Consider the following 25285-nt stretch of genomic DNA (forward strand, 5'->3'; position numbering starts at 1 on the left):
TATCCCCTGCCCTTGGTACAGGGCGCTAAACTGACGAACATGGTATCGTAACTGGTTGCGTGCGCGAGGGCGTACGCAGTTTTTTCAAAAACGGCAAGATTGCGACCCATGGCAGAAAAAATCATCATGATGACCGAGCAGCGCGACGACGCGCGCCAAGTGCCGGTCGTCCCCGCGCAGCTGGAAGCGCCCACCGGTTTATTGAGCGACCGCCTGGCGCGGCCGCTGCACGACCTGCGTATCTCGGTCACCGACCGTTGCAACTTCCGCTGCGTGTACTGCATGCCGAAAGCGATCTTCGACAACGACTACCAATATCTGCCCCACACCGCGCTGCTGTCGTTTGAAGAAATCGCCCGCATCGCCAAACTGTTCATCGCGCACGGCGTGGAAAAAATCCGCCTCACCGGCGGTGAGCCACTGCTGCGCAAAAATATCGAACGGCTGATTGCCATGCTGGCCGAACTGAAAACCGTCAGCGGCAAGCCGCTCGATCTGACGCTGACCACCAACGCCTCCCTGCTGGCGCGCAAGGCGCAATCGCTGAAGGACGCCGGCCTGCAGCGCGTGACGGTCTCGCTGGACGCGCTGGACAACGCCACCTTCCAGCGCATGAACGATGTCGATTTCGCGGTGGACGATGTGCTGAAAGGGATCGATGTCGCCCACCAGGTCGGCCTCGGCCCGATCAAGATCAACATGGTGGTCAAAGGCGGCATGAACGACCAGGAGATCCTGCCGATGGCGCGCCATTTCCGCGGCTCGCCCTACATCCTGCGCTTTATCGAGTACATGGATGTCGGCGCCTCCAACGGCTGGAAGATGGACGAAGTAATTCCGTCGGCCGAAGTGGTGCGCCGCATCTCCGCCGAAATGCCGCTGGAACCGGTGGCCGCCAACTACACCGGCGAAACCGCCGCGCGCTGGCGCTACGTTGACGGCAGCGGCGAGATCGGCCTGATTTCAAGTGTATCCCAGGCATTCTGTGCCGACTGTACTCGCGCACGCCTGTCGACTGAGGGTAAACTGTACACCTGTCTGTTTGCCACCAGCGGCCACGATCTGCGCGCGCTGCTGCGCGAGGGTCGCAGCGATGCCGAGATCAGCACCGCGCTGGCGCATCTGTGGCGCGCGCGCGGCGACCGCTATTCGGAGTTGCGCACCAGTCAGACGGTGGCGCTGCGGCGCGGCGCCAATAAAGTGGAAATGTCTTATATCGGGGGATAGTTTGTCTTTGAAGAGCAAGGTCACCGGACTGGTACTGGCGGGCGGGCGCGGCACGCGCATGGGGCGCGTGGACAAGGGCTTGCAGCCGTTTCGCGGCAGCTCGCTGGTGGCGCATGTGATTGATCGCATGGCGCCGCAAGTGGCGTCGCTGGCGGTCAATGCCAATCGCAATCTGCCGCAGTATCAGGTGGTGGCGGGCGAGTCGGCGGTGCTGCCGGATTATCTCGACGGCTTTGCCGGGCCGCTGGCCGGCTTGCAGGTGGGCTTGCAGTTCTGCCCTACCGAGCTGCTGCTGACGGCGCCGTGCGATTCGCCATTCTTCCCGGTTGATCTGGCCGCGCGCTTGCATGCGGCGATGGAGGCCGAGGGCGCGGATCTGGCGATGGCGGTGACCATGGAGCGCGACCCGGAACAGCCGGAGGCGGCGCCGTTTCGCCAGCCGCATCCGGTCTTCAGTCTGGTGAAGGCGTCGGTGCTGCCGCAGCTGGAGGCGTATCTGGAGACCGGCGCCCGGCGCATGGAGGGCTTCTACAAAACGCTGCGCATCACCGAAGTGCTGTTCGAGGACAGCGCGGCGTTCAGCAATATCAATACGCTGGAAGAGCTGCAGCATCACGAGCGCAGCGCGACCGCGACGAGCGGGGGCGCGGCTTCAGCGGCCAGTGGCAGCGCGGCGGGGGACGCAGCGGCAGGACATGGCGTGGCTGCGGAACGCGATGGAGACGCGGCGGGCGAAAGCGCGGCGCGGCGCGATGGCGGCAAGGCTGCGGGACGCGGTAGCGATCCGGCGGCGCTGGCGGTCGAGGAGGCGCAGCGCTTGATCTGCGCGCGCGTGACGCCGGTCGAGGCGACCGAAACGCTGCCGCTGCTGGCCGCGCTGGACCGCGTGCTGGCCGCCGACATCATCTCGCCGATCAACGTCCCCGCCTACGACAACTCGGCCATGGACGGCTACGCGCTGCGCGGCACCGATCTGCCAGCCGGCGGCACCCGCACCTTCCGCAGCATCGGCATCGCCTACGCCGGCCATCCGTTCGCACAAGCGCCGCAGGCCGGTGAATGCGTGCGCATCATGACCGGCGCCGCCATCCCGCCCGGCTGCGACACCGTGCTGCCGCAGGAACTGGCCGCCGCCATTGATGGCGATCAGGTCAGCATCTCCAACAACGCCATCCACGCCGGCGCCAATCTGCGCCGCGCCGGCGAAGACCTGCCCCAAGGCGGCATCGCCATCCCCGCCGGCAAGCTGCTGCGCCCTGCGGACCTCGGCCTGATCGCCTCACTCGGCATCGCTGAAGTCAGCGTGCGCCGCAAACTCAAAGTCGCATTCTTCTCCACCGGCGACGAACTGCGTTCGCTCGGTGAAAAGCTGGACCAAGGCTGCGTCTACGACAGCAACCGCTACACCCTGTTCGGCATGCTGACACGACTCGGCTGCGAAGTGATCGACATGGGCGTGGTGCGCGACGACCCGCAAGCACTGGAAGCCGCGCTGCGCCAGGCCGCCAGTCAGGCCGATGCCATCATCACCTCCGGCGGCGTATCCGAAGGCGCGGCCGACTACACGCGCGACATCATGGCGCTGATCGGCGACGTCGCCTTCTGGAAGCTGGCCATGCGCCCCGGCCGCCCACTCGCCTTCGGCAAAGTGCAGACCGAGCAAGACAGCGCCTGGCTATTCGGCCTGCCCGGCAACCCGGTCGCGGTGATGGTCTCGTTCTACATGTTCGCCCGCCCCGCCCTGCTACGCATGATGGGCAGCGAAGCCAGGCTGCAAACCATGCAGGCCCGCGCCAGCGACAACATCAAGAAGCGCGCCGGCCGCACCGAATACCAGCGCGGCATCGTCAGCCGTGGCGCCGACGGCGCGCCGCAAGTACGGCTGACCGGCGCCCAGGGCTCCGGCATCCTCAGCTCCATGACCGAGGCCAATTGCATCGTGGTGCTACACCACGACCAAGCCAACGTTAGCGCCGGCCAGATGGTCGAAGTGCTGCTGTTCGACGGCCTGACCTGACGACGCACCATGCCGCCAGCCGCATCGCCAGCGCCACGCCTGCAAGTCCGCCATCTGCAATCGCCGCTGGCCGGACCATACAGCTTCACACTGGCGGCCGGCGAATGCATCGCCATCGCCGGTCCATCCGGCTCAGGCAAAAGCCTGCTGCTGCGCATGCTGTGCGATCTCGATCCCAACACCGGCGAAGTGCTGCTCGACGGCGCACCGCGCGCCGGCATGAGCGCCCCCACGTGGCGCGCGCAAGTGGTCTACCAGCCGGCCGAACCGGCGTGGTGGCTGCCCACCGCCGGTGAACACTTCCAGCCCGGCCAGATGCCGCGCGTGCGCGAACTGCTGCCGCAACTGCACCTGTCACCGGCGCTGCTGGAGCAGGACATCAGCCGCCTGTCGACCGGTGAACGCCAGCGCATGGCGCTGATCCGCTCACTGGCCTGCCATCCCAAAGTACTACTGCTGGACGAACCCACCGCCGCGCTGGACCCTGAATCCGTCACCGCCACCGAAACGCTGCTGCGCCAGGAGACCGGTAAAGGCCTGTCGCTGATCCTGGTCACTCACTCGGCCACGCAAGCGCACACACTCGGCCACCGCCAGCTCCATATGCGCGACCGCATGCTGAGCGAGGACGCCGCATGAACGCCATCCAGCCCGGCGCCACCGACCTCGCCATCGCCTCCACGCTGGTGGTGCTGAACGCCGCTATTTCGGCGCGACTGGGATTGCGCATGCAGCGCATGATGCTGTGGTCCGCCGCGCGCATGGTGGTGCAGTTGCTGCTGGTGGGACTGGTGTTGCGCTGGGTATTCGCGCTGGCCTCGCCGGCCGCCACGCTGGCCGTGGCTTTGCTGATGATCGTCGCCGCCGCGCGCGAAGTGGCGATGCGGCCGTCACACGGCTTGCGCGGCTGGCCGGGCGTGTGGCTGGCCACCGCCAGTGTTGGCCTGTCCAGCATCGCCACCGTGGTGCTGGCGCTGCTGACGGTGCTGCATCCAACGCCATGGTACGAACCGCAATACGCGGTGCCGCTGATCGGCATCGTGCTGGGCAACGTGCTGAATTCCGCCAGCCTGGGGCTGGACACGTTCTACGGCGGCGTGGTCAACGCGCGCGCCGCGATCGAAGCGCAGCTGGTACTGGGCGCCACCCGCAACGCGGCGTTGGCGCCGTTGATACGCGACTCGGTGCGCAAGGGGCTGATCCCCATCATCAACCAGATGTCGGCCGCCGGCATCATCACCCTGCCCGGCATCATGACCGGCCAGATCCTGGCCGGCATGGACCCGATGGACGCAGTGCGCTATCAGATCTTGCTGATGTTCTTGCTGGCCGGCGGCAGCGGCATCTCAGTCACGCTGGCCGTGTACCTGGCCGCGCGCAGCGTCACGGACGAGCGTCACCGCCTGCGGCTGGAACAGCTGACCAGCCGCTGAGCCCCACCAGCAGCATGCCGCAGGCCAGCACCGCGAACGCCCACTGCAAACCGATGGCATGGGCGACAAAGCCAATCACGCCCGGACCGGCCAGAATGCCGGCATAACCGATGGTGGAAATCGCGCTGACCGCCAATCCCGCCGGCATGTCTTGCTGGCTGCCCGCCGCCGTGAACAGCACCGGCACAATATTGGACGCGCCACAGCCGATCAGCACAAAGCCCGGCAGCGCCAGCCAAGCCGACGGCGCCAGCACCACGATGAAGAAGCCCGCCGCAGCCGCCAGCCCGCCCAGCAGCAGGATGCGGCGACCGCCCCAGCGCTGCACGATCTTGTCACCATTCAGCCGGCCGATCGTCATCGCCACCGCAAACGCCGCGTAACCGAGACCGCCCTGCGCGCCGCTCATGCCGACGCTGGTCAGCATTACCGCGCTCCAGTCCAGCACCGCGCCTTCGGCCAGAAACACGAACATGCACAGCACGCCGATCAGCACCACCGCGCCGCGCGGCACCACCAGCAGCGGCGCATCGCGCTCGGCCGCCGGCGCTTCGCGCAGCAGATGCGGGCCGGCCGCCAGCATCATCAGCAGCACCGCCGCCGCCATCACCAGCGCGGCGGTGACGATGTCCATGCCCAGCCACAGCATGGCGCTCATGCTGCCGGCGCCGACGATGCCACCGACGCTGAACAGGCCATGAAAGCCGGACATTAGCGCGCCACCGTGCGCCTTCTCCACGATCACCGCCTGCACGTTCATCGACACATCCAGCGTGCCGATGGCGGCGCCGAACAGGAACAGCGTCAATCCCAGTAAGGGCGCGCTGGGCGCGATCGCCAGGAAGGGGAACACCGCGCAGCAACCGAGGCCGGACCACAAAATCACACGGCGGCAACCGAAGCGCGCGGCCAGCACACCGGTAACCGGCATCGCCAGCATCGAGCCGATGCCGAGACAGAGCAGCAGCAAGCCCAGTTGCGCCGCTTCGACGCCGGTGCGCGCTTGCGCAAACGGCACCAGCGGCGCCCACGACGACATGGCCGTGCCGGCCGCCAGAAACGCCAATCGCGTCGAGACGCACTGTTTCAAACCGATGTTATTCATAGCGCTCCCGCGCGCAGCAAGCCGGTACCGGCGACCGCGTAAGCCTCGTCCACGTCGTCACTGGTCTGCGCTTCGACAATCAGATGGGTTAATTGGGCAATCGGCAGCACGCGGTAGGATGCCACCGCGCCGATCTTGCTGGTGGTGGCGACGACGGCGGTGGCCTTGCTTTGTGCCGCCAGGCGGCGTTTGAATTCGGCTTCCTCGTAATCGATAGCGGTGACGCCGGCATGCAGGTCGACGCCGCAGGCGCCGATGAAATACAGGTCGGGCTGCAACTGCTCCAGTTCGCGCATCGCGGTCGCGCCCACGCTGCCGCCCAGACTCTGACGGATGCGGCCACCGATCATGATCAGGTCTATCTGCGGCCGTTCCAGCAGGCGCGCGGCGATCGACGGCGCGTTGGTCAGCACCGTCAGCGGCATCTCCGGCAGCGCTTCGGCGATGGCGAGGTTGCTCGATCCTGCATCAAGGAAGATGGTGCCGCCGGGTGCCACCAGCGTGGCCGCCGCCGCAGCCAGACACGATTTGTCGTCCTGCTTGCGCTCCATGCGCTGCACCAGCGTGCCGCTTTCCGGCGCCGCCGCCATGCGCACCGCGCCGCCGTAGACTTTCTGGCACAAGCCGGCGGCGGCCATGTCGCGCAGGTCGCGCCGGATGGTGTCCTCGGTGACCTTGAGCTGTTGCGCCAGCACGGCCGCGATCACGCGGCCCTCGGCGTTGAGTTGTTGAAGTATTAATGAGTGCCGCTCTTGCAGCAGGAGGTTGTCGCGTTTCATGCGCACATTGTACACAAGTACGCATAAACACGCCAAATCACGCACAAACATGTAATTACTCGGTATCGAGATCGCCCTTATCCAGCTCGCCACCCAGCATCAGCTGTGCCGTCTCGGACGGCAACGCCTCCACCGTCTTCAGCTTGCGCGCCATGACGCGGCTGCGCGTTTCGGCCGATTCGATATTCTTGGCGGCGCGCTCCAATGTCAGCTTGGTGGCGGCCAGCACATCGCCGAACTTGGAAAATTCGGTCTTCACCGCGCCCAGCACCTGCCACACTTCGGACGAGCGTTTTTCCAGCGCCAGTGTGCGGAAGCCCATCTGCAGGCTGTTGAGCAGCGCCGTCAGCGTCGACGGTCCGGCGATGCTGATGCGGTTCACGCGCTGCAGTTCGTCCGCCAGGCCGGGACGGCGCATCACTTCCGCGTACAGCCCCTCGGTCGGCAGGAACAGGATGGCGAAGTCGGTGGTGTGCGGCGGCGATACATACTTCTCGGCGATGGTGCGCGCCTCATTGCGCACCGCGCGTTCCAGCTCGCGGCCGGCCTGCGCCACGCCTTCGGCGTCGGCGTTATCGGCCGCTTCCAGCAGACGTTCGTACTGCTCTTTCGGGAACTTGGCGTCGATCGGCATCCACACCGGCGTGCCGTTGTCGTTCTGGCCCGGCAGCTTGAGCGCGAACTCCACGCGCGCGCCGCTGCCGACGATGGTTTCGACATTCTTCGCGTATTGATCGGGCGTCAGCACCTGCTCCAGCAGCATCTCCAGCTGCACTTCGCCCCAGGTGCCGCGCGTCTTGACGTTGGTGAGCACGCGCTTCAAGTCGCCCACGCCCAGCGCCAGCTGCTGCATCTCGCCCAAGCCTTGGTGCACGCGCTCCAGCCGCTCGGACACCTGCTTGAACGAGGCGGTCAGGCGCGACTCCAGCGTGGCGTGCAGTTTTTCGTCCACCGTCTTGCGCATCTCGTCCAGACGCGCGCCGTTGTCGGCCTGCAGATCCTTGATCTTCGTCTCCAGCATCACGCGTACTTCCAGCATGCGCTGGTTCATGCTGTCGGCGAACAGCTTGAGCGTGCGCGCCTGCTCGTGGCGCGCGGCCAGGCTTTGTTCATCGAGCTGGCGGCGCACGCCGTCGAACTGCTGGACCACGGCGGCGTTGCTGGTCTGCGCCGTGGTCTGCAACTGCATGCGCACTTCGCGCTCGACGCGTTCGATGCGTTCAGCGAGATCGCCAGTCGGTCCACCAGCGCCACCGCCGCCGCCGCGTGAGCGCAGCAACACCAGCACCTGCAACACCACCACCACGGCCAATCCGGCCAGCAGCACGAAAAACTCGATCTGGCTCATGGAATCAATCCGGTTTGTTACGCATCCAGTCCGCAGTCTGGAAGAAGGAATTCATCAGGCGCACACGCAATTCGGTGTCGATGCCGGTGTCCTCCATCGCCCACGCCATGCAGCGCAGCCACTGGTCGCGCTCCTGGGTGCCGATGGCAAACGGCATGTGCCGCATGCGCAGGCGCGGATGGCCGTGCGCTTCCTGGTACAGGTCCGGACCGCCCATCCAGCCGCTGAGGAACATGAACAGGCGCTGGTTGGCGTTTTCCAGCGAGGGGCCGTGCACGGAGCGCAGCAGCTGGAACTCGGGTTCGAGCTCCATCAAATCATAAAAGCGGTCGACCATCGCGCGGATGGTCGGCTCGCCGCCAATTACTTCGTAGAGGGTGCGGGATTCTTCAGTCATACCCGCCATGATAGCTTATACCAACGCCAGCCGGCGCCGGCGCCGCGTCGACGACCAGTCCTCCAGCCCGACCTGGTGGCGAATCGCATCGCAGGCGTGAACGATGCGATCCAGCTGCGCGCGCGTCAGTCCCGAATTCAGCGTCAGCCGCACCAGCGAGCGGTTCTTGGGCGTGGCCGGTGCGCAAAACATGGCGCCGTAGATGCCGTGCGTTTCCAGCAGCTTGCGCAGCGCCAGCGTCTTCGGTTCCGGTCCCGGTTCCAGCGCGATAATCTGCTCGCTGCCGTCGCTGACGTTGTAGCCCAACGCGCTCAGTTCCTCGCGCAGCGCGCGCGCCTGGGCGTGCAGCGTGGCGCGGCGCTGATCCGCGGCGGCGATGAAGTCGATCGCGGCATCAAACCATGCCAGTTCGTGCCCCAGCAGGCAGGAACTGAAAATCGCCGGCCGCGACTCGGACAGGAAGTAGCCCTTGAATTTGCTGCTACACGTGATGAAGCCAGCCCGCCCGGCAAACGCCTTGGCCAGCGACGCGGTGCGAAAATGCACCCGCTCGTTCAGGCCTACCGCCGCCACCAGCCCGGAGCCGCGCGGACCGTGCGTGCCCAGCGAGTGCGATTCGTCGACCAGCAGCATGCAGCCGCTACGCTCGGCAATCTCCGCCAGCTCGGCCAGCGGCGCCAGGCTGCCGTTGGTGCTGTACAGCGCGTCGACCACAATCAGGCCGCGCCCGTGGCGCTGCAACTGCTTGCGCAAATGCTCCATGTCGTTGTGCAGGAAGGGCACGGCCAGCGCGCCGGCCGACTGCACGCCCTCCCACAGCGAGGCGTGCGCCTGCATGTCGAGGTAGACCGGAATGCCCGGCCCGGCCAGCGTCTGCACGATGCCGACATTGGCGGCCCAGCCGGATTGCGCCAGGATGCCATCCTCGGCGCCCATGAACCGCGCCAGCTTGCGCTCCAGCCGATGCTGGGCGCTGCCCTCCTGCAGATAGACGGCCGACATCAGCAACTCGCCGGCGCTCCGCTGCAGCGCCGTCACCTGCGCGCCCACCAGCGCCGGTTCGCCGGCCAGGCACAGATAGTCGTTGCCGGCTAAAAACACGGCGCCGGCCGGCGTCGGCTGCCAGGCATGCGGATGCTCGCCGCCCAGCAACTGTTCGATGCGGGTGACGTAATGCAGGTCCATGCGGCGGGTGACGAATTCGGGCAGGTGGGTGAGAGATGAATTGTGAGCAATGGCATGGATCATGGCGTATCTCCTTGAGATTTGGACAAATAAACTTGTTTTTTTAAGAACCCCAAGTCGCCACCATGCGGCTAAAAAAACCCATCGAGATTGATGCGGATCAATTAGCGCTTTGATCTGTCCAAACAAGTTGCAAATTAAGGCGATGATGGAAGCTTGATAAAAATCAAATGTCACCATGAGGCTCACCCTGCCCGAACGCTGCAAGCGATGGCAGCACGGATTGCTCCAGTCCCTGCTGCAATACCACGGCCGCGAAGACCATGCGACCGTGCGCGTGCTGCTGCTGGCCTGCATCGGCACGGTGGGCATGCCGCTGTATTACGTGATCTGGCAGCACTTCTTCCCGCAGCAATACGAATCGCTGTCGCTGCGGCTGTTGGGCATCCTGCTGTGCGCGCTGGGCCTGTTCGCGCGCCAGTTCAGCCGGCAGATGCTCAACCTCTACCTGCTGGTCACGCTCAGCTACATTTTTCCGTTCTTCTTCACCTTCATGTTCCTGATGAACCATGCGTCCGGGGTGTGGGGCGAGTCGCTGCTGATCGGCATCGTGGTGCTATTCCATTTCGATACCGGCCTGGCGCTGGGCGCCTACGTCATCGGCACCGCGCTGGCCTGCGCCGCCGCCGCCGCGCTGGGCGAAAGCGCGATGATGAGCAGCGACCAGGTACTGCAGCAGGTGCCGATCCACTGGTTCACGATTGCCGTGCTGTCGGTGGCCAAGATCAGCCGCCATGTGCTGGCGCAGGAAAAGCTGGCCGGCATGGGCGCCGGCCTGGCCACCGTGGCGCACGAGCTGCGCACGCCGCTCACCAGCGTCGACGCCAATGTGCGCGGCCTGCTGCGCATGATGGCCGATGCTCAGGGCCACAGCCAGGCCGACCGCTTGACCATCATCGACGCGCTGGCGCGCATCCAGTTCGAGGTGCGCCACATGAATCACATGATCGACCTGTTCCTGCTGAGCGCCACGGCGGTGCGGCAAAACCTGCGCCCGGTGGAGATGGTGTCGATGGAGACGGTGGTGGAAGCGGTGTTGAAGCGCTATCCCTTCTCCAGCCTGAAGCAGCAGAAGATGGTCAAGCTGGAGGTGCGTCACAACTTTCAGTTCGCCGGCCAGACCGAGCTGGCGGTGGTGGTGCTGCTCAACCTGCTGCGCAATGCGCTGCGCGCGGTGCAACGCGCCGGCAAAGGGCGGGTGCGCATCGTCATCGACGGCGGCATGCAGCCGCCACGTTTGCTGTTCATCGACACCGGCTGCGGCATCCCGCCGCAGCAGATGTCGCTGATCTTCCGCCGTTTTTTTTCGCACCCGCCGCACAACGGCGCCGGGATCGGCCTGGCGCTGTGCCAGGAGATCATGGACGCCTGGGGCGCACGCATCCGTTGCGTATCGCGCGAGAGCGCCTATGCCATCTTCATCCTGGAATTCCCCGCGAGGTAATCATGCACCTGCCCGTTTATGCCCACCCCACGCTGACCGTGCTGATCGACGATAGCGACTCCTTCCTGCGCAGCCTGTCGTTCCAGCTTGATCCGATGCTGGCCAATAAAACCTTCCACGACACCACCGAGGCGCTGCACTGGCTGCGCGCCTCGGCGCCGGACAGCAATGTGCCGCTGCACGTCAACTTCGACATGCAGAACCTGCCGGCCGATCAATGCAATGTGGCGCTGGACCTGGAGCGCATCTACCGCATCGCCGAGCAGCGCGAACGCTTCGCGGTGCCGTCGGTGCTGGTGGTGGATTACTCAATGCCGCAGATGAACGGGCTGGAATTCTGCGAGGCGGTGGCGCATCTGCCGTGCAAGAAGATCCTGTTCACCGGCGCCGCCGACGAGAAGATCGCCGTCACCGCCTTCAACCGCGGATTGATTGACCGCTACATCAAGAAGAGCGATGACCACGCGCTGGACCTGCTGGAGGCGGAGGTGCTGGCGGCACAGGAGCGCTACTTCGATCACCGCTCCGACACCTTGCGCGAGATGGTGGCGCTGCACGATTACCGCTTCCTCACCGATCCGGCGTTGGCCGAGGTGGTGCGGGAACTCAAGCGCGCACTGGGTTTCGTCGAGCATTACATCTTCCCGAATCCGACCGGCATCCTGTTCCTCGACCAGCATGGCAAGGCCACGCTGATGGCGATCGAAACCGAGGACAGCATGCAGGCGCAATACGAAATCGCGCGCGACAGCGACGCCCCGCGCTCGCTGCTGGATGCGCTGATGGAGCGGCGCGTACTGACTTTTTTCAGCGATCCGTTCGGCGATGGCATGTACCGCAGCAGCATGGCCGGGCACTGGCACCGCTACTGCCAGCCGCCGCGCATCTGCCACGGCAGGGAAACTTACTACTGGGCGCTGTTCGACCTGCCGGGCCACTACTTCGATCAGCGCCCACACACCTACGCCCAGTTCCTGCGCGAGCTGCAGCCACAGGTGGCCGCAGCTTGAACCTTCAGGCTTCGCGCAGGGTTTGCAGCGGCGGCTGGCGCAGCACGTTGCGCAGTCCCAGCCAGCCACCGCCGATGGCGCACAGCGCGCCGGCCAGCAGCCCGACCAGCCACACCACCGGACTGAATTCCCAGGCAAACTTGAACTGGTAAGTGGCCAGCGCCCAGCCCATGGCGGCCGCGCCGCTGGCCGCCAGCACGCCGGACAACGCGCCCACCAGCGTGAACTCGATCAGCTGCGCCTGCGACAGCTGCTTGCGGGTGGCGCCCAGCGCGCGCAGCAGGCCGGCCTCGCGGGTGCGCTCGTCCTGCGACCCCATCAGCGCCGCGTACAGAACCAGCACGCCCGAGGCCAGCGTGAAGATGAACAGGAACTCCACCGCCGTAATCACCTGATCCAGCACCGCCTGCACCTGACGCAGAATGCCGCCAACGTCGACGATGGTCAGATTCGGATAATCGCGCGTCAGGGCGTTCATCAGCGCGCCCTGGCCCTGCGGCAGATGGAAGGCGGTGATCCAGCTTTGCGAGATATCCGTCATCGCCGCCGGGTTGATGATGGCGAAGAAGTTGACCCGCATCGAACCCCAATCCAGCTTGCGAATGCTGGTGATGCTGACATCCACCGGCGTGCCGGCGATATCGAAGCGCAGCTTGTCGCCCAGCTTCCAGCGCAGCGTCTTGGCAATGCCCTGCTCCACCGACACTTCCGGCTGGCCAGGCTTGTCCTCGAACCATTTGCCTTCAACGATCTTGTTCTCGGCCTGCATCTGCGCCATGCTGGACAAGTTGAACTCACGGTCGGCCAGGCCGCGCGCGCGTTCATCGGTATAGGTTTCGGCGGTGACCGGCTGGCCGTTCACCGCGGTCAGGCGGCCGCGTATCATCGGATACTGCGGCGCGTAATTCACGCCAGCCGCCTTCAGGCGCTGAGCGATATCCGCGCCTTGCTCCGGCTGAATATTGATGATGAAACGGTTGGGCGCATCCGGCGGCGTGGCGTTGCGCCAGGCCGTCATCAGGTCGCCGCGCACCACGGTCAGCACCAGCAGCGCCATCATGCCCAGCGCCAGCGACACCACCTGCACAATGGTAGCGCCAGGACGGCGTTGCAGCGAGGTGATGGCGAAGCGCCAGCTCTGATGATCGATAAGGCCGCGCAACGAACGCAAAGAACGCAATCCCAACCAGCCCACCAGCCCGAACACGGCAAACGCGCCGAAGAAACCGAGCGCGGTGTACAGCGCCATGGTCACATCGCCGGCCTGCCACAACAGCAGTGCCACAAAGCCGGCCATGCCGAAGCCGTAGGTGGCCAGCGCGGTAACCTTTGGCGGCTCCGACTCGCGACGAATCACGCGGTTGTGCGGCACTTTGCGCAGCTGGAGGATGGGCGGCATCGCAAACGCCGCCAGCAGCAGAATGCCGATCGCCATGCCTTGCAGCGCCGGGAAAATGGTCGGTGCAGGCAGCTCGCTGGACACCAGCGAGCCCAGCACCTCCAGCAGCACGTAGTGGGCGCCGAAGCCGAGTGCCACACCCAGCGCGCTGCCGATCACGCCCACCAGCAGGAATTCGATCAAGTACATGACCGTCACCTGGTTCTGCGTCAGCCCCAGGCAGCGCAGCATGGCGCAGGCGTCCAGATGGCGCTGCATGAAGCGGCGCGCCGCCATCGCCACCGCCACCGCCGCCAACATGGCCGACAGCAGGCCGACCAGCGACAGGAAGCGGTCGGCGCGTTCCAGCGTGGTTTGCATTTCCGGGCGGCCGTCCAGCGATTCCACCCGCACGCCCTTGATGTTCTGCTCTTTAATTTGTGCCTTCAGCCATTCCTCATACGCCTTGGCCACCGCCGCGCCGTTCTTCAACGCGGATGGCGCGCCCACCAGCAAGCGGTAGTTGACGCGCGAACCGGGCTGGATCAGGTTGGTCGCATCGAGATCGCTCAGCGCAAACATCACGCGTGGCGCGAAGGCCAGGAAGTTGGCGCCGCGATCCGGCTCCGAAGCGATCAGTTGGGTGATGGTGAAGCTTTTGTCGCCCAGCTTGATCTGCTGGCCCACCTTGGTATTCAGGCTGCCCAGCAGGCCGGGTTCCACCCACACCGTGCCGGCCGCCGGCACCAGCGTGGCCGGCGTGCCCACGCTTTGCTCGGCCTGCGCCACGTCATTGGTGATCTTGACCTTGCCACGCAGCGGATAGCCGGGACCGACCGCCTTCAAGGCGGCCAGCACCGAACTGGATTGCTCGCCCTCGCCCGCCTGCGCCATGCTGGGGAAAGTGATGTTGTCGGTCACCACCAGCCCGCGCTGCAGCGCCTGCGCGCGCCACGCGTCCCGCACCGGCAGGTCGGCGCTGATGACCACGTCGGCGCCCAGCAGTTGGTGCGCATCGCGATCCAGCCCGCTGCGCAGGCGATCGATGAAGAAGCCGGTGGCGGACAAGGCCGCCACCGCCACCGTCAGCGCGATCAGCAGAAAGCGCAGTTGACCGGCGCGCCAGTCGCGCGCGGTCATGTTGAGGGCGAGTCCGAACATTTAGATTTTCGCGAAGAAGGCGTCCACTTCATCCAGGAATTGCTGCTTCTGCGCGGCCGGCAGGAAGGCAGCCGCGAAGCCGTTGCGCGCCAGGCGCTGCGCGTGCGACAGGCCCAGTGGCAATGCCTCGAAGGTGGCGATGAAATTATCGTTCATGTAGCCGCCGAAATAGGCCGGGTCGTCCGAGTTGACGGTGGCGACGATGCCGGCATCCAGCAGTTGCAGCAGGTTGTGCTGCTCCATCTGGTCGAACACGCACAGCTTGATGTTGGACAGCGGGCAGACCGTCAACGCCATCTGCTCGCGCGCCAGGCGTTCGGTCAGCGCCGGATCTTCCAGGCAGCGCACGCCGTGGTCGATGCGCTCGACTTTCAGCGTGTCCAGCGCGGTGTAGATGTAGGCCGGCGGGCCTTCCTCGCCGGCGTGGGCCACCAGATGCAGGCCCAGCTCGCGGCTGCGCGCGAACACGCGGGTGAACTTCTCCGGCGGGTTGCCGACCTCCGACGAATCCAGGCCCACGCCGATGAACTTGTCGCGATACGGCAGCGCCGCTTCCAAGGTGGCGATCGCATCTTCTTCCGATAGGTGGCGCAGGAAGCACAGGATCAGCGTGGCGCTGACCGGGCTGTCCTGGCAGGCGCGGTAGATGCCGTTGATGATCACGTCCATCGGCACGCCGCGGTGGGTGTGCGTTTGCGGATCGAAGAAGATTTCGGTGTGGCGCACATTGTCGGCCTCGGCGCGCTTGAGGTAGGCGGCGGTCATGTCGTAGAAATCCTGCTCCTTCAGCAACACGCTGGCGCCGGCGTAGTAAATGTCGAGGAAGGATTGCAGATCGGTGAAGGCATACGCCGCGCGCAGTGCTTCCACCGACGCGTAATTCAGCTTGACGCCATTCCGCTCGGCCAGCGCGAAGATCAGCTCCGGCTCCAGCGAGCCTTCGATGTGGATGTGCAGCTCGGCTTTCGGCATCTGCTGCAAAACGCGGCGCAATTGTTCGTTCAACATTTTATTTATTCCTATCGTGTTACTTAAAAACGGTTACTAAATCGGATCATCTTATCGCATGCGGCGGGTAGCGTGTCAGCACATCTCGCAAAGGCGTGATACTGTGGTGTCAAAGCGCCTGAAAAGGCGATGAAATTTACGTGACTAATTCGATATTTCTGTTTTAAATCAGGCTGTTACAAAAGACTATTAACGATATTACGACATACCTTTTGACTTCCTGCACCAATAGCGCAATAATCAATTTCATAGACGTAAGAAGCGTTACGACCAACACATAAAAGCCGCCATCCGGCCATAAAGCCAGCTCATCGGCACGGGCAATCCGTGCCACCCAAAGAAGCTGAGCACAAAAAGAATAAGACTGAAAGGATTATACGAACCAGAGCCAGGGCAGGCGAACTGCCGGTGACTCGTGACAAGCAGGTTTTCATCATCAAAGGACATTCTCATGACCATTTTTGACAACTACGCCGCACGATACGAACGAACCAAAGAAGAAGAGATGTCCATGAAGGAGTATCTCGAACTTTGCAAGAAAGACCGGCTGACCTACGCCAGCGCCGCCGAGCGCATGCTGGCCGCCATTGGCGAACCGACCCTGGTCGATACGCGCAATGACACCCGGTTGTCGCGTATCTTTGCGAACAAGGTCATCAAGATTTATCCGGCATTCCGCGAATTTTACGGCACCGAGGAAGTGATCGAGCAAGTGGTCTCTTACTTCCGTCACGCGGCCCAGGGTCTGGAAGAGCGCAAGCAAATTCTTTATTTGCTGGGCCCGGTGGGCGGCGGTAAATCGTCGATCGCGGAAAAGCTGAAATCGCTGATGGAACATGTGCCCTTCTATTGCCTGAAGGGCTCGCCGGTCAACGAGTCGCCGCTCGGCCTGTTCAACGAGGAAGAGGATGGCACCATCCTTGAAGAAGACTACGGCATCCCGCGCCGCTACCTGCGCAATATACCGTCGCCGTGGGCGGTCAAGCGGCTGCACGAATTCAATGGCGACATCAACCAGTTCCGCGTGGTCAAGCGCTATCCGTCGGTGCTGAAACAGATCGGCATTTCCAAGACCGAGCCTGGCGATGAAAACAATCAGGATATTTCCTCGCTGGTCGGCAAGGTCGATATCCGCAAGCTGGAAGATTATTCGCAGGACGATCCAGACGCCTACAGCTACTCCGGCGGGCTGTGCCTGGCCAACCAGGGCTTGATGGAATTCGTCGAGATGTTCAAGGCGCCGATCAAGGTGCTGCATCCACTGCTGACCGCCACCCAGGAAGGCAACTACAAGGGCACCGAGGGCTTTGGCGCGATTCCGTTTGACGGCGTGGTGCTGGCGCACTCGAATGAGTCGGAGTGGAAAACCTTCAAGAACAACCGCAACAACGAGGCGTTCCTGGACCGGATCTACATCGTCAAAGTGCCGTACTGCCTGCGCGTTACCGACGAGATCAAGATTTACGACAAGCTGCTGTTCAACTCTTCACTGTCGAGTGCGCCTTGCGCGCCGGGCACTTTGCGCATGATGGCGCAGTTCGCCATCCTGTCGCGGCTGAAAGATCCGGAGAACTCCAGCGTGTTCAGCAAGATGCTGGTCTACGATGGTGAAAACCTCAAGGACACCGATCCGAAAGCCAAGTCGCTCCACGAGTATGTCGACTATGCCGGCGTTGACGAAGGCATGAACGGGCTGTCGACGCGGTTTGCGTTCAAGATTCTGTCCAAGGTCTTCAACTTCGACAACAGCGAGGTGGCGGCCAATCCGGTGCACCTGCTGTACGTGCTGGAGCAGCAGGTCGAGCGCGAGCAATTCCCGCCCGAGCTGGAACAGAAATACTTCTCTTATATTAAAGAGCATCTGGCGCAGCGCTATGTCGAGTTTATCGGCAAGGAAATCCAGACCGCTTATCTGGAATCGTATTCCGAGTATGGCCAGAATATCTTCGACCGCTATGTGACCTTTGCCGACTTCTGGATCCAGGATCAGGAATACCGCGATCCGGACACCGGCGAAAGTTTCGACCGCGAGTCGCTGAACAACGAGCTGGAAAAAATCGAGAAGCCGGCCGGGATTTCGAATCCCAAGGATTTCCGCAACGAGATCGTCAACTTCGGGCTGCGGGCGCGCGCTAATAATGGCGGCAAGAATCCAGCCTGGACCAGCTACGAGAAATTCCGCACCGTGATCGAGAAGAAAATGTTCTCGAATACGGAGGAACTGTTGCCGGTGATTTCGTTCAACGCCAAGGCCAGCGCGGAGGATGCCAACAAGCACGCCGACTTCGTCGCGCGCATGGTGGAGAAAGGCTATACGGCCAAGCAGGTACGCTTGCTGTGCGAATGGTATCTGCGGGTGAGGAAGTCGTCCTAAGCAATCATCCGCGCCGCCCCGTGCACAGGGCGGCGCGGCGCCGACCAATAGCAGCAGGAGGCATCTTTTGACTTACCTCATCGACCGACGTTTGCAGGGCAAGAACAAGTCCGCCGTCAACCGCGAGCGATTCTTGCGGCGCTATAAATCGCAGATCAAGGACGCGGTGGGACGGGCCATCAAGGGCCGCTCCATCACCGACGTTGAGAACGGCGAAAAAGTCTCCATCCCGGTCAAGGATGTGAGCGAGCCCTCGTTTGGCCACGCCCATGGCGGCATCTGGGAAGTGGTCAACCCCGGCAACCAGGAATACCAGAAAGGCGACCAGATCAACCGGCCCAAGGGCGGCGGCGGTGCCGGTCGCGGCAAGGCCGGCAATAGCGACCAGACCAGCGAGGATGACTTCATCTTCGAGCTGTCGCGCGAAGAATTCATGAATTACTTCTTCGAGGATCTGGAACTGCCGCACATGGTCAAGACCCAGCTGACCGCCAGCACCGACTTCAAGAACCAGCGCGCCGGCTACAATATGTCGGGCACGCCGTCCAATATCCACGTGCTGCGCTCGCTGCGCGGCGCGCTGGGGCGGCGCATCGCGGTTGGCGGCAGTTCGCGCAAGCGCGTCATCGAGGCCGAGCACGAGCTGGAGGCCTTGCTGGCCGAAGGCGTGCCGCTGCAGGATCACCGCGTGATCGAGCTGAAAAAGCTGATCCATCACCTGCACACGCGGCTGCTGGCGATCCCCTTCATCGATCCGTTCGACCTGCGCTACACCAACCGCATCAAGGTGCCCAAGCCGATGACGCAGGCGGTGATGTTCTGCATCATGGACGTTTCCGGCTCGATGGACGAAACCCGCAAGGATACCGCCAAGCGCTTCTTCATCCTGCTGTATCTGTTCCTGAAGCGGGTCTACGACAAGATCGAGGTGGTGTTCATCCGCCATCACACCGCTGCGGCCGAGGTCGACGAGGAAGAATTTTTCCACTCGCGCGAATCGGGCGGCACGGTGGTGTCGTCGGCGCTGCACCTGCTGGACAAGATCATCGACGAGCGCTACGGCGCCGGCGCCTGGAATGCCTACGTCGCGCAAGCCTCCGACGGCGACAACTGGGACAACGACTCGGTGCTGTGCCGCCAACTGCTGGTCAACACCATCATGCCCAAGGTGCAGTACTACACCTATGTCGAGATCACCGACGGTCCGCCGCAGAATCTGTGGGAACAGTATTCGCAGGTGCCGGACCATCATCCGCATTTCGCCATGCAGAAAATCGTCACGCCGGCCGACATCTATCCGGTATTCCGTGAACTGTTCAAGAAGCAGCCGAAATAATCATGAACGATATGACGCCCAAGCCCAAGCACCCGAACGCGCTGCCGGAGCAATCCGAGTGGACCTTCGAGCTGATCGAGCAGATACACCAAGAAATCCGCCGCGTGGCCGAGGGCTTCGGGCTGGATACTTATCCCAACCAGCTGGAAATCATCACCGCCGAGCAGATGATGGATGCCTACACCTCGGTCGGCATGCCGGTGTCGTACAACCACTGGTCGTTCGGCAAGCACTTCCTCAGCACCGAGAAGAGCTACAAGCGCGGCCAGATGGGGCTGGCGTACGAGATCGTCATCAACTCCAATCCCTGCATCGCCTATCTGATGGAGGAGAACAGCCTGACCATGCAGGCGCTGGTGATCGCGCACGCGGCCTACGGCCACAACTCCTTCTTCAAGGGCAATTACCTGTTCCGCACCTGGACCGACGCCGACGCCATCGTCGATTACATGGTGTTCGCCAAGAATTACATTGCCGAGTGCGAGCAGCGCCACGGCATCGACGCGGTCGAACTGCTGCTGGACTCTTGCCACGCGATCCAGAACTACGGCGTCGACCGCTACAAGCGGCCGGCCAAGCTGTCGCTGGCGCAGGAGCGCGCGCGCCAGAAGGAGCGCGAAGCCTATGTGCAGTCGCAGATCAACGAGCTGTGGCGCACCCTGCCCAAGCGCGAGGCCGAGGAAGCCACCAAGGCGGCGCCGCGCTTCCCGCCCGAGCCGGAAGAGAATCTGCTGTACTTCATCGAGAAGTACGCGCCGCTGCTGGAACCGTGGCAGCGCGAGATGGTGCGCATCGTGCGCAAGATTTCGCAGTATTTCTACCCGCAGCGCCAGACCCAGGTGATGAACGAGGGCTGGGCCACGTTCTGGCATTACACCATCCTCAACCAGTTGTACGACGAGGGCGTGATCGGCGACGGCTTCATGATGGAGTTTTTGAAGAGCCATACCAACGTGGTCTACCAGCCGCCGGTCAACAGCCCTTACTACAGCGGCATCAATCCGTACGCGCTGGGCTTTGCGATGATGACCGACATCCGCCGCATTTGCGAGAACCCGACCGACGAAGACCGCGAATGGTTCCCCGACATCGCCGGCAGCGACTGGCGCAAGACGCTGGACTTCGCGATGCGCAATTTCAAGGACGAGAGTTTCATCGCCCAGTATTTGTCGCCCAAGCTGATCCGCGAGTTCCACTTCTTCGCGGTGCTGGACGACGACCACAATGAAAAGCTCAGCGTCTCGGCCATCCATGACAACCTCGGCTACCGATATGTGCGCCAGCAACTGGCGGAACAATATAATCTGGGCAACCGTGAGCCCAACATCCAGGTATGGGCGGTCAATACCCAGGACGACCGCGCGCTGACCTTGCGCCATACCCAATTCCAGCGCCGCCCGCTGAACCAGCAGGCCGGCGAAGTCTTGAAGCATGTTGCACGCTTATGGGGCTTCGACGTCCATCTGGAAACAGTGGGGCCGAACGGCGAAGTCACCAGCACGCTGGAAGTAAAGCGGGAGAAACGCGGCCGCGGCTTTTGACCCAACATATATATAGGGCTGATTTCGACGCCCTAGCGCCTGCATAGTCAGGCACGGCTCTTGCAAGAGTCAAAACCGGGGTCGGCGGCGGTGCGCCGACCCCGGTTTTTTTTGCCGAATGCATGACGCGCGCCATAAGTCAATATTTTTCTATCGTTACTTGTATAGCGGTGCTAGTCATAATTCCATAAAAGAAACTTTTACGGCCAAATTATCAACGTTACGTAGTAAAGTTACGCGCATAAACTTCGGTTTTTGGCCTTAAGGGAAAACTAAGTAACGTCGTGGTGCGGGGGTGCCCAAAAATGCGCCTGGGAGTCTTGCTCGATGAGCCAGAACGGTGCAAAGTGAGCGCTATCACATAGGAAAACCCTATGAAATTTAACCGGTTTTAGGGATGAAAATTCTATGTAAAATCAAGAATTCGTATGTATAATTCGCCGACGTCCCGGATGCGGCTGTTGTTTTGTGTCGCCATTTTGGGGTTTAAGTAGCACCAAAGAGAGTTGGTATTGGAGAAAGCAGGCATGAATTTCACGCACAACGAGAAAAGCACCGGGAAGAACTTTACAGGCATCACAATTGTCGTTTTGTTGCACATCCTGGTCGCTTATGGGATCGTGACGGGCTTGGGAAAACGTCTGGTGGCCAAAATGGTCGCACCAGTGGAGACCAAGATCATTGAGGAGGTGAAACCTCCTCCACCGAAAGAGCTCCCACCACCGCCACCTCCGCCAGAGATGAAGGCGCCACCACCGCCATTCATCCCGCCAGTTGAGGTGAACGTGCAGCAGCCGCCACCACCGCAAAACACGATCGCTAACGCGACCAACGTGAAACCGGCCACGACGGAAATCCAGAAAGCACCACCGGCACCGCCGGCGCCACCTGGCCCGGCCAAAACCGGTGTCCGTACTGCGGCAGTGGTTGACTTCGGCACTTGCGCCAAACCGGAATGGCCAAAGTCGTCGCTGCGTAACGAGGAAACCGGTACCGTTCAGCTGTCGTTCCTGATTGCAGCCGACGGTCACGTGGCAGACTCGAAAGTTGTGAAATCGAGCGGCTTTAGGGATCTGGACAAAGCTGCGGTCGCTGGTATCGGCAAATGCCGCTTCAAACCGGCTACCGTCGACGGCGTACCACAAGAAGGCTGGCAGCAGATGCAATACGTCTGGACGCTGGAGTAAAACCGAGGCAGAACACCGTCTCACTTAGTAATTTCGTTGTCATTACGCCAGCGATCTGATTATTTTATCAATTTGGAGGAAGCATGTTTAAGAATACCCGTTTGTCCGCTGTACTGGCCGCTGTGCTGTTCTCGGTGACCGCAGCAACCGCCCTGGTAAGCGCCCCAGCGTTCGCGCAGGAGCAAGCCTCGGCCGCAGCTTCGGCCCCAGCAGCTGAAGCCTCGGCGCCAGCACCAGCAGCAGATGCGGCAGCAGCACCTGCAGCCGACGCTGCAGCTCCAGCAGCTCACGGTAAAGAAGAAGTGGAAAATCCATACGGCTTCGCCGCTGTGTGGGAAGCCGGCTTCGTGTCGCGCGGCACCCTGATCATCCTGTCGCTGATGTCGATGGGTTCGTGGTACATCATCATCACCAAACTGATCGACCAGACCAAGATCTTCAAACAGTCGAAAGAAACCTCGGCCAAGTTCTGGAAAGCTTCGTCGATCGCTGCTGGTTCGGCTTCGCTGACCGACGGTTCGCCATTCCGCTTCATCGCTGAAACCGGCACCAAAGCGACCGCGCACCACGACGGCGCCCTGCTGGAGCAAATCGACCTGTCGACCTGGGTGACCATGTCGATCCAACGCGCTGTGGACAAAGTCCAGTCGCGTCTGCAAGACGGCCTGTCGTTCCTGGCAACCGTGGGTTCGACCGCACCGTTCATCGGTCTGTTCGGTACCGTTTGGGGTATTTACAATGCGCTGATCGCGATCGGCATGTCGGGTAACGCGTCGATCGACAAAGTGGCAGGTCCAGTGGGTGAAGCGCTGATCATGACCGCCTTCGGTCTGTTCGTGGCGGTTCCAGCCGTTCTGGGTTACAACTGGCTGGTGCGTCGTAACAAGTCGGCAATGGAAGACGTGCGTGCCTTCTCGGCTGACGTTCACTCGGTACTGATCTCGGGCGCCATGTCGACCGCTACCGGTTCCAAAAAAGTCGGGTAATTAACCATGTCCATGTCCGTAGGCTCCGATAGCGGAGACGAAGATCAAGTCATGTCGGAAATCAACACGACGCCCCTCGTGGACATCATGTTGGTTCTGCTGATTATCTTCCTGATTACGAGCCCGGTTGTTCTGAAGCTGATCAAGATCAAGCTGCCAGAAGAAACCAACCAGGTTATTCAGACCAAACCGGAAGACGTGAACATTGTCGTGAGCAAAGATGGCGACATCTACTGGAATCAACGGAAGATGCGCGATGCGAACGAATTGTTCGACAATCTGAAGGTGGAAGCAGTGAAATTGCCTCAGCCGGAAGTACACGTACGTGGTGACCAAGAAACCAAGTACGAAGCAATCGGCAAGGTTATTTACACTACCCAGCGTGCTGGTATTCAGAAGGTCGGCTTCATCACCGAACCGCCTGATAAGGGTTAATACCCGACAGTGCATCGCAGGCCTGGCGCGCCAGGTCTGCCCTTCTTAAAAGGAAACATCATGAGTATGAATGTCGGCTCCCCATCCGCAGGCGCGGATCCGGAACCAATGATGGAAATGAATATGACGCCCCTCATCGACGTGATGCTGGTGCTGATTATCATGATGATCATTACGATTCCTAAAGCCAATCACTCGGTCAACCTGAATATGCCAGTCGGCACCCCGCCGCCGCCTACCAAGGAACCAGTGGTGGTCACGATTGACGTCGACTTCGACGGTACGATTCTGTGGGATAACGTGGTCGTTCCCGACCGCGGCACCCTGGAAGCGAAACTGACCGACGTCGCCGCGCAAGCGGACCAGCCGGAAGTGCATCTGCGTCCGAACAAGCTGGTCTCGTACAAAGTCGTCGCAGGCGTGATGGCTTCGGCCCAGCGTCTGGGCGTGACCAAGATTGGTCTGGTCGGTAACGAACAGTTCCAGTAATAAGTCCCATGTACAATAATAGGCAGGACCATTCCTGCCTATTTGCTTTTTTGAAGAAAGATTACTCACCCATGACCAAGTTTCGTCTCGCTCATCTCGGCCTGGTAATGGCCGCTATTGGTTTTACTGCAGCAGCCCCCATCGCAGGTTTCTCGTCGGTCGCCTATGCAGCAGAAACGGTGCGCGCAGAAATCGGCAAACCATTGCAAGAAGCACAGAAACTGGCCGCGGCCGGCAAGAACAAAGAAGCGCTTGCCAAACTGAAAGAAACTGACGCAGTCGGCGGCAAAACCGCCAATGAAACTTATTTGATCGAGCGCACCCGCGCTTCGGCCGCAGTGGCCGCCGGCGATAACGACGCCGCCGCTAAAGCCTTTGAAACGGTCATCAACTCGGGCAAGCTGTCGCCTGCCGAGTCCGCAAAATTCTCGGAAGCCCTGGCCGGCATTTACTACCGCGCCAAGGATTATCCAAAAGCTGTGACCTGGTTCCAGCGCGTCCTGAAGGACAACCCAAGCAATACCTCGGCCCACGAATACATCGTGCAGATCCTCTACACCTCGGGTAAATACGCCGAAGCCGCCAAGGAACTGCAAGCCAGCAAAAACCTGAGCGAAAACCAGCTGGGCATGCTGGCCAACATCCAGCTGAAGCAGAACGACAAGGTCGGCTACGTGCAGACGCTGGAAAAGCTGGCTGGTTCGTATCCGAAGACCTCGTACTGGGCCGACCTGCTGAACCGCGTATCGGGCAAGCCAGGCTTCTCGTCGACGCTGTCGCTGGACGTGCTGCGCCTGCGCCTGGTCAACGGCCTGCTGACCAAGCCATCGGAATACATGGAAATGGCCCAGCTGTCGCTGCAAGCCGGCAACCCGGCTGAAGCCAACAAGATCATCGATCAAGGCTACAAGAAAAACATCCTGGGCACCGGTTCCGACGCCGCCCGTCACCAGCGTCTGAAAGACCTGGCCGCCAAGACCCAGGCCGAGTTCGACGCCAAGGCCGCCGCCGCCGAAGCCGAAGCGGTCAAGGCCAAGGATGCCGACGCGCTGGCCAACCTGGGCTACGGCCTGGTCTCGGCCGGCAAAGCCGACAAAGGTCTGGCACTGTTCGACCAGGCTGTGAAGCTGGGCAGCGCCAAGAATCCGGAAGCGGTCAAGCTGCACTACGGCATCGCGCAAAACATCGCCGGCAAAAAAGCCGCCGCGCTGAACACGCTGAAATCGGTCAAAGGCACCGACGGCACCGCCGACCTGGCCCGTTACTGGACCCTGAACATTAACCACCCGATGTAATATCGGCCCGGTTGATGAACGAAGCGCTGTTCCGGCCCGGCCGGGACAGCGCTTTTTTTTCGCTTTGGGGGTTTGCCCGTATAATCCCTT

21 protein-coding genes are annotated in these 25285 nt (G+C 62.1%); 14 read left to right on the forward strand and 7 right to left on the reverse strand.

The features are described from left to right. Positions 1–108 precede the first annotated feature (108 nt). The 4 genes from moaA to GJ699_RS19245 are packed head-to-tail and all read left to right on the forward strand — an operon-like array spanning position 109 to position 4677. The gene (moaA, locus tag GJ699_RS19230) at positions 109–1227 is read left to right on the forward strand and encodes a GTP 3',8-cyclase MoaA (RefSeq protein WP_154379233.1); all 1119 of its coding nucleotides are present in this window, start codon (positions 109–111) and stop codon (positions 1225–1227) included. Between the two features lies 1 nt (position 1228). Next, positions 1229–3244, forward strand: a complete 2016-nt coding sequence (moeA, locus tag GJ699_RS19235) for a molybdopterin molybdotransferase MoeA (RefSeq protein WP_154379235.1) — start codon at positions 1229–1231, stop codon at positions 3242–3244. Between the two features lie 9 nt (positions 3245–3253). Then, entirely contained in the window at positions 3254–3883 is a 630-nt protein-coding gene (locus GJ699_RS19240; protein ID WP_154379237.1) for an ABC transporter ATP-binding protein, read from the forward strand. Then, positions 3880–4677 carry an ABC transporter permease gene (locus GJ699_RS19245; RefSeq protein WP_154379239.1) on the forward strand — a complete coding sequence of 266 codons (798 nt, stop codon included), beginning with the start codon at positions 3880–3882 and terminating at the stop codon, positions 4675–4677. Before GJ699_RS19240 ends, GJ699_RS19245 begins: the two co-directional genes overlap by 4 nt. Here the strand turns inward: GJ699_RS19245 and GJ699_RS19250 are convergent. From GJ699_RS19250 to cqsA, 5 genes are read right to left on the reverse strand one after another with little or no spacing between them, the layout of a single operon-like run. After that, positions 4628–5782 carry an MFS transporter gene (locus GJ699_RS19250; RefSeq protein ID WP_154379241.1) on the reverse strand — a complete coding sequence of 385 codons (1155 nt, stop codon included), beginning with the start codon at positions 5780–5782 and terminating at the stop codon, positions 4628–4630. The two genes, GJ699_RS19245 and GJ699_RS19250, sit on opposite strands and share 50 nt — an antisense overlap. Next, positions 5779–6561: a DeoR/GlpR family DNA-binding transcription regulator gene (locus GJ699_RS19255; RefSeq protein WP_154379243.1), complete on the reverse strand. Its 783-nt coding sequence runs from the start codon at positions 6559–6561 to the stop codon at positions 5779–5781. The genes GJ699_RS19250 and GJ699_RS19255 overlap by 4 nt, the downstream gene beginning before the upstream one ends. A gap of 55 nt (positions 6562–6616) precedes the next feature. Continuing rightward, positions 6617–7909 (reverse strand): DNA recombination protein RmuC, encoded by a 1293-nt coding sequence (locus GJ699_RS19260; RefSeq protein ID WP_154379245.1) that lies wholly within the window; start codon positions 7907–7909, stop codon positions 6617–6619. 4 nt (positions 7910–7913) lie between these two features. Continuing rightward, on the reverse strand, positions 7914–8306 hold the full coding sequence (locus GJ699_RS19265) for a group II truncated hemoglobin (RefSeq protein ID WP_154379247.1): 393 nt from the start codon (positions 8304–8306) through the stop codon (positions 7914–7916). A 15-nt stretch (positions 8307–8321) separates the two neighbouring features. Beyond that, on the reverse strand, positions 8322–9554 hold the full coding sequence (gene cqsA, locus GJ699_RS19270; RefSeq protein ID WP_154379250.1) for an alpha-hydroxyketone-type quorum-sensing autoinducer synthase: 1233 nt from the start codon (positions 9552–9554) through the stop codon (positions 8322–8324). 175 nt (positions 9555–9729) lie between these two features. Between cqsA and GJ699_RS19275 the strand changes: the two genes are divergently transcribed. Next, positions 9730–10995, forward strand: a complete 1266-nt coding sequence (locus GJ699_RS19275) for a sensor histidine kinase (RefSeq protein ID WP_154379252.1) — start codon at positions 9730–9732, stop codon at positions 10993–10995. Between the two features lie 2 nt (positions 10996–10997). After that, a complete protein-coding gene (locus tag GJ699_RS19280) occupies positions 10998–12005 on the forward strand; it encodes a response regulator (protein ID WP_154379254.1) in 1008 nt (335 codons plus the stop codon). 4 nt (positions 12006–12009) lie between these two features. On the opposite strand, the gene GJ699_RS19285 is transcribed toward GJ699_RS19280, so the two are convergent. Both GJ699_RS19285 and GJ699_RS19290 read right to left on the reverse strand, forming a co-directional pair. Beyond that, positions 12010–14544: an ABC transporter permease gene (locus GJ699_RS19285; RefSeq protein ID WP_154379256.1), complete on the reverse strand. Its 2535-nt coding sequence runs from the start codon at positions 14542–14544 to the stop codon at positions 12010–12012. Continuing rightward, positions 14545–15552 (reverse strand): adenosine deaminase, encoded by a 1008-nt coding sequence (locus GJ699_RS19290; RefSeq protein ID WP_154379258.1) that lies wholly within the window; start codon positions 15550–15552, stop codon positions 14545–14547. Between the two features lie 451 nt (positions 15553–16003). Between GJ699_RS19290 and GJ699_RS19295 the strand changes: the two genes are divergently transcribed. The 8 genes from GJ699_RS19295 (at position 16004) to GJ699_RS19330 (ending at position 25195) form a co-directional block, all read left to right on the forward strand. Beyond that, positions 16004–17926, forward strand: a complete 1923-nt coding sequence (locus GJ699_RS19295) for a PrkA family serine protein kinase (protein ID WP_154379260.1) — start codon at positions 16004–16006, stop codon at positions 17924–17926. 67 nt (positions 17927–17993) lie between these two features. Continuing rightward, positions 17994–19262, forward strand: a complete 1269-nt coding sequence (locus tag GJ699_RS19300) for a YeaH/YhbH family protein (RefSeq protein ID WP_154379262.1) — start codon at positions 17994–17996, stop codon at positions 19260–19262. Between the two features lie 2 nt (positions 19263–19264). Continuing rightward, on the forward strand, positions 19265–20803 hold the full coding sequence (locus GJ699_RS19305) for a SpoVR family protein (protein ID WP_154379264.1): 1539 nt from the start codon (positions 19265–19267) through the stop codon (positions 20801–20803). A 527-nt stretch (positions 20804–21330) separates the two neighbouring features. Continuing rightward, the gene (locus GJ699_RS19310) at positions 21331–21990 is read left to right on the forward strand and encodes an energy transducer TonB (RefSeq protein ID WP_154379266.1); all 660 of its coding nucleotides are present in this window, start codon (positions 21331–21333) and stop codon (positions 21988–21990) included. Positions 21991–22073: 83 nt separating this feature from the next. Further along, the gene (locus GJ699_RS19315) at positions 22074–22976 is read left to right on the forward strand and encodes a MotA/TolQ/ExbB proton channel family protein (protein ID WP_195763590.1); all 903 of its coding nucleotides are present in this window, start codon (positions 22074–22076) and stop codon (positions 22974–22976) included. A 6-nt stretch (positions 22977–22982) separates the two neighbouring features. Further along, on the forward strand, positions 22983–23411 hold the full coding sequence (locus GJ699_RS19320; RefSeq protein ID WP_154379269.1) for an ExbD/TolR family protein: 429 nt from the start codon (positions 22983–22985) through the stop codon (positions 23409–23411). A gap of 60 nt (positions 23412–23471) precedes the next feature. Continuing rightward, the gene (locus tag GJ699_RS19325; RefSeq protein WP_175472537.1) at positions 23472–23900 is read left to right on the forward strand and encodes an ExbD/TolR family protein; all 429 of its coding nucleotides are present in this window, start codon (positions 23472–23474) and stop codon (positions 23898–23900) included. A 71-nt stretch (positions 23901–23971) separates the two neighbouring features. Further along, positions 23972–25195, forward strand: a complete 1224-nt coding sequence (locus tag GJ699_RS19330; RefSeq protein WP_229262183.1) for a tetratricopeptide repeat protein — start codon at positions 23972–23974, stop codon at positions 25193–25195. The last annotated feature ends 90 nt before the right edge of the window (positions 25196–25285 follow it).

The organism is Duganella guangzhouensis (genome assembly GCF_009674535.1).
In the GTDB taxonomy this organism is placed as follows: Bacteria; Pseudomonadota; Gammaproteobacteria; order Burkholderiales; family Burkholderiaceae_D; genus Rugamonas; species Rugamonas guangzhouensis.